Annotated in this window: 14 protein-coding genes; 10 read left to right on the plus strand and 4 right to left on the minus strand. The window is 63.3% G+C overall.

Annotated features, from left to right (window positions below; genetic code table 11):
- The first annotated feature begins 53 nt into the window (after positions 1-53).
- The 5 genes from purE to RPG13_RS03325 all read left to right on the plus strand — a co-directional run bounded on the left by purE (position 54) and on the right by RPG13_RS03325 (position 2,972).
- Complete coding sequence (gene purE, locus RPG13_RS03305) at positions 54-551, plus strand: 5-(carboxyamino)imidazole ribonucleotide mutase (protein WP_126104578.1); 498 nt, start codon at positions 54-56, stop codon at positions 549-551.
- Entirely contained in the window at positions 548-1,624 is a 1,077-nt protein-coding gene (locus RPG13_RS03310; protein WP_337124380.1) for a 5-(carboxyamino)imidazole ribonucleotide synthase, read from the plus strand. Before purE ends, RPG13_RS03310 begins: the two co-directional genes overlap by 4 nt.
- 189 nt (positions 1,625-1,813) lie before the next feature.
- Entirely contained in the window at positions 1,814-1,939 is a 126-nt protein-coding gene (gene ykgO, locus RPG13_RS03315) for a type B 50S ribosomal protein L36 (RefSeq protein ID WP_006327841.1), read from the plus strand.
- 114 nt (positions 1,940-2,053) lie between these two features.
- A complete protein-coding gene (locus RPG13_RS03320; RefSeq protein WP_095487320.1) occupies positions 2,054-2,638 on the plus strand; it encodes a tetratricopeptide repeat protein in 585 nt (194 codons plus the stop codon).
- 130 nt (positions 2,639-2,768) lie between these two features.
- Entirely contained in the window at positions 2,769-2,972 is a 204-nt protein-coding gene (locus RPG13_RS03325; protein WP_292221478.1) for a hypothetical protein, read from the plus strand.
- 161 nt (positions 2,973-3,133) lie between these two features.
- Here RPG13_RS03325 and pyk read toward each other — a convergent pair whose 3' ends face one another.
- Together pyk and RPG13_RS03335 are read right to left on the minus strand one after the other, a co-directional pair.
- Complete coding sequence (gene pyk / locus RPG13_RS03330) at positions 3,134-4,570, minus strand: pyruvate kinase (protein WP_337124381.1); 1,437 nt, start codon at positions 4,568-4,570, stop codon at positions 3,134-3,136.
- The gene (locus tag RPG13_RS03335; RefSeq protein ID WP_240546960.1) at positions 4,567-5,013 is read right to left on the minus strand and encodes a DUF1036 domain-containing protein; all 447 of its coding nucleotides are present in this window, start codon (positions 5,011-5,013) and stop codon (positions 4,567-4,569) included. Before RPG13_RS03335 ends, pyk begins: the two co-directional genes overlap by 4 nt.
- Positions 5,014-5,300: 287 nt before the next feature.
- On the opposite strand from RPG13_RS03335, the gene RPG13_RS03340 reads away from it, so the two are divergent.
- From RPG13_RS03340 to RPG13_RS03355, 4 genes are all read left to right on the plus strand, one after another.
- Positions 5,301-6,098, plus strand: coding sequence for an N-formylglutamate amidohydrolase (locus RPG13_RS03340; RefSeq protein ID WP_127288408.1), 798 nt, complete (start codon positions 5,301-5,303; stop codon positions 6,096-6,098).
- Positions 6,099-6,124: 26 nt separating this feature from the next.
- On the plus strand, positions 6,125-6,433 hold the full coding sequence (locus RPG13_RS03345; RefSeq protein ID WP_095487328.1) for a DUF1244 domain-containing protein: 309 nt from the start codon (positions 6,125-6,127) through the stop codon (positions 6,431-6,433).
- A 76-nt stretch (positions 6,434-6,509) separates the two neighbouring features.
- Entirely contained in the window at positions 6,510-7,181 is a 672-nt protein-coding gene (locus RPG13_RS03350) for a DNA alkylation repair protein (protein ID WP_337124382.1), read from the plus strand.
- Between the two features lie 108 nt (positions 7,182-7,289).
- Positions 7,290-8,486 carry an MFS transporter gene (locus tag RPG13_RS03355; protein ID WP_127288406.1) on the plus strand — a complete coding sequence of 399 codons (1,197 nt, stop codon included), beginning with the start codon at positions 7,290-7,292 and terminating at the stop codon, positions 8,484-8,486.
- On the opposite strand, the gene RPG13_RS03360 is transcribed toward RPG13_RS03355, so the two are convergent.
- Entirely contained in the window at positions 8,444-9,355 is a 912-nt protein-coding gene (locus RPG13_RS03360) for a LysR family transcriptional regulator (RefSeq protein ID WP_292622603.1), read from the minus strand. The genes RPG13_RS03355 and RPG13_RS03360 overlap by 43 nt on opposite strands.
- A gap of 94 nt (positions 9,356-9,449) precedes the next feature.
- Between RPG13_RS03360 and RPG13_RS03365 the strand changes: the two genes are divergently transcribed.
- Entirely contained in the window at positions 9,450-10,415 is a 966-nt protein-coding gene (locus tag RPG13_RS03365; RefSeq protein ID WP_127288404.1) for an NmrA family NAD(P)-binding protein, read from the plus strand.
- 70 nt (positions 10,416-10,485) lie between these two features.
- Here the strand turns inward: RPG13_RS03365 and RPG13_RS03370 are convergent, their stop codons facing one another.
- Positions 10,486-10,644: a DUF3309 family protein gene (locus RPG13_RS03370; RefSeq protein WP_077375416.1), complete on the minus strand. Its 159-nt coding sequence runs from the start codon at positions 10,642-10,644 to the stop codon at positions 10,486-10,488.
- Positions 10,645-10,740 lie beyond the last annotated feature (96 nt).

Consider the following 10,740-nt stretch of genomic DNA (forward strand, 5'->3'; position numbering starts at 1 on the left):
GCCGTCGATCCCGAATTCCGCTAATGCGCGCCTTTGCCGCCGGGAGCAGAAGCTTGGACGATCAACGCGCCGACGTCGCCATCATCATGGGCAGCCAGTCCGACTGGGCGACGATGCGCCACGCCGCCGAAACGCTGGAGGCGCTGGGCATCCCGCACAAGCGGCTGATCGTCTCGGCCCATCGCACCCCCGACCGGCTCTATGACTTCGCCAAGGGCGCCAAGGCGGCCGGTTTTCGGGTGATCATCGCCGGCGCCGGCGGTGCGGCGCACTTGCCGGGCATGACAGCGGCAATGACGCCGCTCCCCGTTTTTGGCGTGCCGGTGGAATCGAAGGCGCTTTCCGGACAGGACTCGCTGCTCTCCATCGTGCAGATGCCGGCAGGCATTCCGGTCGGCACGCTGGCCATCGGCAAGGCGGGCGCCATCAATGCCGCGCTTCTGGCTGCGGCCGTGCTGGCGCTAACCGACGAAAAGCTCGCTGCCCGGCTCGATGCCTGGCGCGCCGCCCAGACCGCCAAGGTCGCCGCCGAGCCCACGGACACGCCATGAGCCTGCCTGCGGGATCGACCATCGGCATCATCGGCGGCGGCCAGCTCGGCCGCATGCTGGCCATGGCTGCCGCCCGCCTCGGCTACCGCACGGTCGTGCTGGAACCGCAGCCGGATTGGCCGGCGGCACAGGTCGCCAACCGGCAGATCACCGCCGCCTATGACAATACGGCCGCGCTCGCCGAACTGGCTGCAGTCAGCGCGGTCGTCACCTACGAGTTCGAGAACGTGCCGGTCGTGGCCGCCAGCGCGCTTGCCGTCACGGTCCCGGTCTATCCGCCGGCACGCGCACTGGAAGTGGCGCAGGACCGGGTGGCGGAGAAGAAGTTCCTCAACGGCATCGGCATTCCCACGGCGGATTTCTGTCCCGTCGACAATGACGACGAATTGACGGCGGCGCTGAAAAAGTTCGACGGCAGCGGCATATTGAAGACGCGGCGCATGGGCTATGACGGCAAGGGCCAGCGTGTCTTCCGCAACATGGAAACGGGCGGCTTTGCCGGCACCTGCGAGGCGATGGGCAACGTGCCGTTGATCCTCGAATCCTTCGTCGCCTTCGAACGCGAGATTTCGGTGATCGCGGCGCGCGGCGTAGACGGTTCGCTCGCCGCCTACGATCCGGCAGAAAACGTCCACCGCGACGGCATCCTGCACAGCTCGACCTTGCCAGCCAGGATAGGGTCCGAAACCGCCGCTGCGGCGCAGGCAGCCGCGGCAAAAATACTTGCGGCGCTCGATTATGTCGGCGTCATCGGCATCGAGTTCTTTGTCCTTGCCGACGGCTCGCTGCTGGCCAATGAGATCGCGCCGCGTGTTCACAATTCCGGCCACTGGACGGAAGCCGCCTGCATCGTCTCGCAGTTCGAGCAGCATATTCGTGCTGTCGCCGGCCTGCCCTTGGGAAATCCCGGTCGCCATTTCGACTGCGTCATGGAAAACCTGATCGGCGACGACGTCTTGCGCGTCCCAGCCCTGCTCGCCGAGCCCGATCTGATGCTGCATCTCTACGGCAAGGCGGAGGCGCGTCCTGGCCGCAAGATGGGCCATTTTACGCGAATGAGCCGTCGCCGTTGAGGCTATTGGACGGCGCCGCTCTAACGCCGTCGATAGAGCAGAAACTCAAAATCCGCCGCACCATGAAGCATGCTGCGGTTGACACGGGCAAGGCTCCTCGTTTATGAGCCACGCACAAGTTGAGAGGCGCGCTTTCCGAGCGCGCCTTAATAATTCGGCCCAAGCGGGCCCAGACCGACGGGCAAGACCATGAAGATCAAGAATTCGCTCAAGGCGCTCAAGGCGCGTCACCGCGACAACCAGCTGGTTCGCCGCAAGGGCCGCGTGTACATCATCAACAAGACCGCTCCGCGCTACAAGGCGCGCCAGGGCTGAGTCTTTTCGCGTGGAGGCCTGCCTCCACGCTTGCATGATGTAATTGCTGGCCTCCCGGCCCTCTCACGCTAAATTCAGTTTGACGATCTGCCGTCCGGGGTTAGATTCTCGGCCATGCGGATTCGTTTTGCATTCTTCGCGGCGCTTTTTCTTTTCGGCTCCGCCGTACCTCCGGCTCAAGCGGAGGACACGGTCGCCCCTCCGATTGCCACGACCAGGGAGGCAAGGCTCGACCAGCTGTTTGTCGACCTGAAGCGCGAGCGCAACGAAAAAGCCGCAGAGCGCATCGCCGCGCGCATCTCGAACGAGTGGGTGCAATCCGGCAGCGCCTCGATCGACCTGATGATGCAATGGTCGCAAAAGGCGGTCGAAGAGAAAAAGTTCGACGTGGCGCTCGACTTCCTCGACCAGGTGGTGACCTTGCAACCGGCCTATGCGGAAGGCTGGAACCGGCGCGCCACCGTACATTTCATGATGAATAATTTTGGGAAATCGATGGCGGACATCGACCGCACGCTGCAGCTCGAGCCGCGCCATTTCGGCGCGCTGTCCGGCCTGGCACAGATCATGGCCGTAACCGGCCACAAGGAATCGGCGCTGGAAGCCTGGCAGCGCGTGCTCAGCATCTATCCGATGCTGCGCAGCGCCCAGGATCAGGTCGGCACGCTTTCGGAAGAACTTGCCGGCGAAGGGATTTGATGCCGGTGGACCAGTGCGCCTGGCTGCGACGCTCCACGGCAATTTCAACATTGCTGCCGTTCTTGCAGTGCTGCTTGTCGGTGAGCGCGAGGTGTGGTTTCCTGTCTAGGGTTGGAGCGGTTCGGCAATCATGATCGCAGCTTACATCGACGAATTCATAATGTTTTGCGCCGGTCTAGGGATGTCGGGCGTCGGCTACGGGTTCTTTCAGCTGCCGAACCAACCCCAAACCGGACAACAGACTTGGCTGGCACGCCTTCCCAGCCATTTCAAATGGATGGGACCGCTCTTGCTGATAATCGCGATCGTGCTCGCCGTCGCCTCACCTTCTTGATCGGCAATAAGTCGCTACGCTCCCAGTCCCATCGAGGCGAGGCTTCAGCTTGGTGAATTCGGCGTGAGCGGCCTAAAGCCGTCGCGTTTGAATGGATTCTTGCGACGCGCTTTAAGTCTTTGTTTTTACCCAAATCGCTGCGCATCTTTGGGTGATTTGCTCTAGCGCCTGATCTGGGCGTCCGAACCGACATAGGCGATGCGCAGCATGTTGGTGGAGCCCGGCGTCCTCAGCGGCACGCCGGCCGTGATGATGACCCGGTCGCCCGGCTTGCCGAACCCTTCGTCCAAAGCGATGCGGCAAGCGCGGTCGACCATGTCGTCGAGGTCGATGGCATCGGGCGAGACGACACAATGCGTGCCCCACAAAAGCGACAGCCGCCGCGCCGTGTTGACGATCGGCGACAGCGCGACGATCGGCACCTGCGGCCGCTCGCGCGCGGCGCGCAGGCCGGTCGTGCCGGACGCCGTATAGCTGATGATCGCCGACAGTTTCAGCGTCTCGGCGATTTCGCGGGCGGCGAGCGAGATGGCGTCCGCGCCGGTCGCTTCCGGCTCTGAGCGCTGCGCATTGATGATGCCGGCATAGGTCGGGTCGGTTTCGACCTTGCTGGCGATGCGGTTCATCATCGCCACCGCCTCGACCGGGTAGGCGCCGGCCGCGGACTCCGCCGAGAGCATGATGGCGTCGGCGCCTTCGAACACGGCGATCGAAACGTCCGACACCTCGGCGCGGGTCGGCACCGGCGCGGTGATCATCGATTCCAGCATCTGCGTGGCGATCACCACCGGCTTGCCGGCGCGGCGCGCGGCGCGGGTGATCTGCTTCTGGATGCCGGGCACGGCTTCGAGCGGCATTTCAACGCCGAGATCGCCGCGAGCAACCATCAGTGCGTCCGAAAGTTCGATGATCTCGGCCAGCCGGGCGACGGCTTGCGGCTTTTCGATCTTGGCCATGATGAGTGCCCGGCCGCGCGCGATCTTGCGCGCTTCCGCCAGGTCCTCCGGCCGCTGCACGAACGACAGCGCGACCCAGTCGACGCCAGTGGCCAGCACCGCATCGAGGTCCCTGCGGTCCTTTTCGGTCAGCGCGCCGACCGGTAGGTCGGTGTCGGGCAGGCTGACGCCCTTCTTGTCGGAGATGGTGGTGCCGGCGACGACGGTGCAGACGATCGCCTTGCCGTCGCTTCTCACCGCCTTCAGCTCGAGCTTGCCGTCATCGATCAAAAGGCGGTGACCGGCCTCGACCGATCTCAGGATTTCGGGGTGGGGCAGATAGACCCTGGTCGAATTGCCGGGCTCGGGATTGTCGTCGAGCGTGAACGTCTGGCCGAGTGTCAGCGCCTCCTTGCCGTTGGCGAATTTGCCGACCCGCAGCTTGGGCCCCTGCAGGTCGGCGAGAATGCCGATCGGCCGGCCGACCGCTTTCTCGACGTTGCGGATGCGACCGACAAGTGTGCGCATCAATTCATGATCGGTGTGGCTCATATTGATGCGAAACACGTCGGCGCCGGCTTCGAAGAGCTTCTTCAGCATGTCCTCGGAGGAGGAGGCCGGACCGATGGTGGCGAGTATCTTGACCTTGCGGCTGCGTCTCATTGACTGTTTGTTCCCGGGGCGGCTGGAGCGCCCCCCGTTGCGGGGTCATCGGTCAGCTGGACCATCCAGCTTGCCTGCTCGCCCGTGTCATATTCCTGGAATCCGGCGCGCTGGAAGCCCCGTGCGACGCAATCGGCAACGCCGGCGATCTTGAACTCTTTTTCGGCCACGCACATGTTGATCGGGCCATCCCAGCGCCCGCCACGCTCGGCGTCTTCTGCATAAAGATAGTAAAACCTTGATGACAGCGGCCCTTCGATCAACGTCTTGCAGCTCGATCCCTCGATATGCCACCAGCCCTCGGTGATCCAGCCGGCCTTGGCGCGATAGCCGATGCCGACGCCGACCAGATTCTGCGTGGCGTTGCAGACACGGAAATCGGCGCGCGCGGGCGAGGCAGCAACCATCGCGGCGAAGCCCACGGCAAGGGTCAGGAGCGGCATGGCGAAGCCGTAGCGCACGCGCGACCTGCCGGCGGAACCCATCCTGAAACCCTTCAAGAACCACATTTGCATCTCTCAACGCCCCTTTTCGGAAAAGTCCGGGCGCATGTCAACGCGCCCTTTTGCTCAATTCCAATCGATTTAGAAAGGCTCCGGCGCATGGTCTGTCACCTTCCGCCAGATTTCCGCAGAAACCGTGGCCAAACGACGGCATTGCGCACGCGTCCTCTTCGTGGAATGACGATACCACCCTCCCCGGAAGCCAGCGAACAGACCATCTCCCGCCAATGACCCGATCCACAGTTTTCGCGCCATTCGACATCGTCGAAGGCGACCGCAAGCGAGGCATCGTGCTCCTGGCCGATCACGCTCGTCGCGACCTGCCGGAAGAGTACGGCAGCCTCGGCCTGCCGGCGGCGGAATTCGACCGCCATATCGCCTACGACATCGGTGTCGATACAGTGACGCGCGAGTTGGCGGCTTTGCTCGGCGTGCCGGCGGTGCTCACCAACTTTTCGCGGCTTCTGATCGACCCCAATCGCGGCGAGGACGATCCGACGCTGATCCGCCAACTCTATGACGGCACCGTCATTTCGGGAAATTATCCGCTTGCCCCGGGAGAACGTGAAAGGCGGCTCGATCGCTTCTACCGGCCCTATCACGATGCGGTCGGCGCCATGATCGCCTCGGTGGCCCAGGCTTCCGCGAGTGCGCCCTTCATCTTTTCGGTACATTCCTTCACCCCGTTCATGCAGGGCTTCGTGCGCCCCTGGCATGTCGGTATCTTGTGGGATCGCGACGACCGAGTGGCGCGACCGCTGATCGATATGCTGGCCGCCGACAAGGACCTCGTCGTCGGTGATAACGAGCCTTATGACGGCGCGCTACGTGGCGACACCATGTTCAGGCATGCCATCGTCAACGGCTTTGCTCATGCGCTGATCGAAATCCGCCAGGATCTGATCGCCGATCGGAAGAATGCAGGCGCCTGGGCCGAACGGCTGGCGCCGATCGTTGACGCGATCAACAGCCGTCCCGATATACATCAGGTCAAACGATTCGGCTCGCGCACCGGGCCGCTGTAAGGAGGGCCCAAGGAGGCCAAGAACACATGACCGAACTCAGCGACGAGCAAAAACGCGATTTCGAAGCCGCCGCCTTCCGCCGGCTGGTCGCGCATCTGCGCGAACGCACGGACGTGCAGAACATCGACCTGATGAACCTTGCCGGCTTCTGCCGCAACTGCCTGTCCAACTGGTATCGCGACGCCGCGGAAGCCGAGGGCGTCGATCTCAGCAAGGACCAGTCGCGCGAGATCATCTACGGCATGCCCTATGCCGAATGGCAGACGCTCAACCAGCTTGACGCCTCCGATGCCAAGAAGGCGGAGTTCGAGGCAAGACGCCCCAGGGATCATTAGGATCGCCGAACGACCGAGTTCGGCCCGAGCCGGTCAGCGCAAAGCGAGAGGAACGCTGCGAAGGGAGGAGAGCATCATGTCAACAGTCAAGGACGTCTTGCGCGAACTCGTCGCGCTCGAAGATCCGAAGATGCGCGAGGCCAATGAATGCCGTGGCGACGATCACGGTGTGAACCTCACCCATCTTCGCGCTCTCGCCAAGCGATTGAAGACCCAGCATGAGCTCGCACTTCAGCTCTGGGCTACAGGCGACACCGCCGCGCGCCTTGTCGCGACCCTGGTGTGCAGGCCGAAGGCCTTCTCTGCGGCCGAGCTCGACACGATGATAAGCGACATCCGCTCTCCCAAGCTGCTCGATTGGTTCATCGTGAACGTGGTGAAGCCCGGTCGCCACGCCGAAGAACTTCGTCTGGGCTGGAAGGACGGCGACGACCTTGTCGGTCGCGCAGGCTGGAGCCTGACGACCGAAAGGGTCGTCAGGAACGCCGAGGGCCTCGATCTCGATGCCCTGCTCGACCAGATTGAGAAGGAGCTGAGGAAGGCGCCTGCTCAGAAACAATGGGCAATGAACCACTGCCTCGCCGAGATCGGCATTCACCACCCGAAACTTCGAACGCGAGCAATCGGGATTGGCGAACGGCTCGCTGTCTTCATCGACTATCCTGCATCACCCGGCTGCACGCCACCTTACGCACCGATGTGGATCGCCGAGATGGTTCGCCGACGCGAGGGAACGAGAGGTCCATGAAGGAAGCTTTTGGCTTGGCCCAAGCACTTTCAGCCCTGAGCGCTTGACTGGAAATTGAATCGATCTAATTTGCCTCGCGAGGCCATTTTTCAGACCGGATTCTACGCGATGCACGCGCAAAAAATCATGCAGACCGCCATTCGTGGACGATGGGCCGTGGCGGCCATGTTCCTGGCCAACGGCTTTCTGACCGGCGCCTGGGCGCCGCAGATCCCGGTGTTCCTGACCCGGCTCGACATCTCGAAGTTCACGCTCGGCCTGTTGATCCTGCTGTTCGGCGCCGGCGCGGTCACGGCGATGACCTGGTGCGGCCACCTGATCTCCAGGCATGGGTCGCGCACCGTGCTGCGCTGGTTCGGTCTCATCGGAAGCTTCGGCCTGCTGGTTGTGGCGCTCGCGCCCAATGTGCCGCTTGCGGCCATCGCCATGTTCATCTTCGGCGGTTCGATCGGCGGCATGGATGTCGCCATGAATGCCAATGCGGTGGTGGTGGAACGGCGGTTGTCCCGCGCCATCATGTCGTCCTCCCACGGCTTCTGGAGCCTTGGCGGTTTCGCCGGCGGCGCTCTCGGCGGGTTCGCCATCCAGAACTATGGTCATCTCACCCATGCGATCGTAGTGACGGCGTTCGCTTTCGCCCTGATTGCAGTGGCAGTCCGCTATCTGATCGCCGAGGACAAGCCGCTCCGAGGACCATCAAGGGGCACCGGGCAGCGCAAATTTGCCCTGCCTGGAAATCCGCTGGTCTATCTGGTCGGGCTGATGGCGCTGATGACGATGATCTCCGAGGGCGCGGTGCTCGACTGGGCGGCGCTGTATCTGCAGCAGGAACTCGGCGCCGATCTTGCCATCGCTGGCCTTGCCTACGCGGCCTTTTCCGGCATCATGGCCGTGATGCGTTTCTTTGGCGACGGCGTGCGCAACCGTTTCGGCGCGGTGACGACGCTGCGCGTCTCGGCTCTTGTCGCCGCCGCCGGCATGCTGGTGGCCGGGCTGGCACCCTCGCCCTGGCTCGCCATCGCGGCTTTTGCCTTTTGCGGCTTCGGCATCGCCAATATGGTGCCGATCCTGTTTTCGGCCGGCGGCAACCAGGAAGGCATGTCGTCCGGCACCGGCATGAGCGTCGTCACCACAATGGGCTATTCCGGCATTCTGGTGGCGCCGTCGGCAATCGGCTTCATTGCCGAGCACTCAAGCTTCGGTCCGATCTTCGTCGCCCTGTCGGGGCTGCTGGTCGTCGTATTTTTGATGGCCAGTCTGGCTCATCGCGCCGAATTCGCTCCCGACGCAGCACCAGCCGAATAGCGCTTCAACTCCTCGTAGAGGAAATCCGCAACACGGCGGATGCGCACGCTGGTGCGCACGTCGCGGTGCATGGCCAGCCATACCGGCAGCGTCGGCAGCGCGAGGCCCGGCAGCACTGTCTCCACCAGCGGATCGCGGTCGGCCAGCGGCTCCTGGCCAAAACCGATGCCGTTTCCCGCCCGCACCGCCTCCCACAGCACGATCTGGTTGTCGGTCCTGAAGCGGAAGGCATTGCGGGTGAGCGGGACACCGAACTGCGCAAAGCCACGAATGATCTCGTCGCTGCGGTCGAAGCCGATCAGATCATGGCCGACGAGATCGCCAGGCTTGAGCGGACGACCGCGTCGGCCGAGATAGGATTTTGCCGCGCAGGCACGGAGCGGAATGTCGGTCACCTTGCGCGCCACCAGTTCGTTCTGCGCCGGCTTGACCATACGGATGGCGATATCGGCATCGCGGCGCAAAAGGTTCTCAACCTGGTTCGACGCGACAATCTCGACCTCGATGCCGGGCTCCTCGGCACCCAGCCGCGCCGTCATCTCGGGCAGGACATAGGCCGCCACCACCTCGCTGGCGGCAATCCGCACCGTGCCCTCGATCGCCTCGACCGATCCCAGTGCCAAAAGCGAAAAGGCGCTCGCCTGCTCGCTTACCGCTCGGCCGCGTTCATAGAGCGTGCTACCGGCTTCGGTCAGCGCATAGCCGCGCCGCCCGCGCCGGAACAGGGTGACGCCGAGCGCCTGCTCCAGCTCGGCGATATGGCGGCCGAGCGTCGGCTGGCTTGCGGCCAGCTTACGCGCGGCAGCGGACAGGCTGCCGGTTTCCGCCACGGTGACGAAGCTCTTGATCAGGTTCCAGTCGATTTCCATTCAAAACTGAATATCATATCGCCAAATTCAGTCAATTTCCATTCGTTTTCAAGCGGGTCATATTGCGAGCGTAACGCAAACACGGAGACGAAAAATGACCAAGATCGCAATTCTCGGTGCCAATGGCCGGCTCGGCCGCGTGGTGGCCAAGGCCTTTATCGACGCCGGCTATGATGTCCGCGCCGTCACCCGCAGCGGCAAGATACCGGCAGAGCTCACCGGCGCCACGGCCGCCGCCGGCGATGGCCTCGATCGCGAGGCGCTTATCCGCGCCACCGAAGGCGTCGACATCATCTTCAACGGCCTCAACCCGATCTACACCGACTGGGGGAAGTGCCTGCCGATGGCCGAGAACGTCATGGCCGCGTGCCGGGCGAACGACGCATTGCACCTCGCTCCAGGCAACGTTTACAATTACGGCTCGCCGATGCCGGCGGTGATCACCGAAGACACGCCATTTCTCCCGACGACCGAAAAGGGCCGCATCCGCGTCGCCATGGAAGGCCTCTTTCGCCGCGAGGCTGAAGCGGGCCGCGTGCGGACCATTCTGCTGCGCGCCGGCGACTTTTTTGGTGGCACCGGCACCGGCTCGTGGTTCGATTTGATTGTGGCCGCCAAGATGGACAAGGGTGTCTATACGGCCCCCGGACCGGCCGATCTCGTGCATGAATGGGCCTATCTGCCAGACCTGGCCAAGGCTTTCGTCGGATTGACCGAAAACCTCAACAAGCTCGGCTCCTACGAGGCGCTGAACTTTCCGGGCCACGCCGTCACCGATCTGGAGATCAAAGCGGCCGCGGAACAGGCCCTGGGGCGCACGCTGAAACTAACGTCGATGCCGTGGTGGGTGCTGCGCGCCGGCAGCCCGTTCGTGGCGATGTGGCGCGAGCTCGTCTCGATGTCCTATCTCCGCTTCGAGCCACACCAGCTAACCTCGGCAAGGCTGGAAGGCATCATTGGCACGATCCCGCATACGGAGCTGGATAAAGCCATCGCGGATGCCCTGAACGACATCGGCATTCCAACCGCCGGTGCAGGAGGCAACCGGATCGCCGCCTGACAGAAGATGCCTGATCAGGAGAAGCAGCGGCGGCCGATAGGCCTCCGCGGCTTGCCGTACGCACAAGGCTTCAGATCCTGCCCATCAACAGCAGCACCAGCAGCACGATCAGAATGACGCCGACGATACCGGAAGGGCCATAGCCCCAGGATCGCGAATGCGGCCACGTCGGCACTGCGCCGATCAGGATGAGGATCAAAATAATGATGAGAATGGTGCTGAGCGTCATGAGAGATTCCTCGCCATGAGGTGCTACTATACCGCTACAATGCTAAAGGCCGCCCGGTTGTTCCCGAGCGGCCTCTTCTTTGAGCGTCCAATGGAC

It is taken from the genome of Mesorhizobium sp. ISC15 (genome assembly GCF_037162615.1).
Lineage (GTDB): Bacteria > Pseudomonadota > Alphaproteobacteria > Rhizobiales > Rhizobiaceae > Mesorhizobium > Mesorhizobium mediterraneum.

Bases quoted from the DNA above. Each gene is read 5' to 3' on its own strand.
- RPG13_RS03310 (WP_337124380.1), top strand. From the start codon at position 548: ATGAGCCTGCCTGCGGGATCGACCATCGGCATCATCGGCGGCGGCCAG.
- ykgO (WP_006327841.1), top strand. From the start codon at position 1,814: ATGAAGATCAAGAATTCGCTCAAGGCGCTCAAGGCGCGTCACCGCGAC.
- RPG13_RS03320 (WP_095487320.1), top strand. From the start codon at position 2,054: ATGCGGATTCGTTTTGCATTCTTCGCGGCGCTTTTTCTTTTCGGCTCC.
- RPG13_RS03325 (WP_292221478.1), top strand. From the start codon at position 2,769: ATGATCGCAGCTTACATCGACGAATTCATAATGTTTTGCGCCGGTCTA.
- pyk (WP_337124381.1), bottom strand. From the start codon at position 4,570: ATGAGACGCAGCCGCAAGGTCAAGATACTCGCCACCATCGGTCCGGCC.
- RPG13_RS03335 (WP_240546960.1), bottom strand. From the start codon at position 5,013: ATGCCGCTCCTGACCCTTGCCGTGGGCTTCGCCGCGATGGTTGCTGCC.
- RPG13_RS03340 (WP_127288408.1), top strand. From the start codon at position 5,301: ATGACCCGATCCACAGTTTTCGCGCCATTCGACATCGTCGAAGGCGAC.
- RPG13_RS03345 (WP_095487328.1), top strand. From the start codon at position 6,125: ATGACCGAACTCAGCGACGAGCAAAAACGCGATTTCGAAGCCGCCGCC.
- RPG13_RS03350 (WP_337124382.1), top strand. From the start codon at position 6,510: ATGTCAACAGTCAAGGACGTCTTGCGCGAACTCGTCGCGCTCGAAGAT.
- RPG13_RS03355 (WP_127288406.1), top strand. From the start codon at position 7,290: ATGCACGCGCAAAAAATCATGCAGACCGCCATTCGTGGACGATGGGCC.
- RPG13_RS03360 (WP_292622603.1), bottom strand. From the start codon at position 9,355: ATGGAAATCGACTGGAACCTGATCAAGAGCTTCGTCACCGTGGCGGAA.
- RPG13_RS03365 (WP_127288404.1), top strand. From the start codon at position 9,450: ATGACCAAGATCGCAATTCTCGGTGCCAATGGCCGGCTCGGCCGCGTG.
- RPG13_RS03370 (WP_077375416.1), bottom strand. From the start codon at position 10,644: ATGACGCTCAGCACCATTCTCATCATTATTTTGATCCTCATCCTGATC.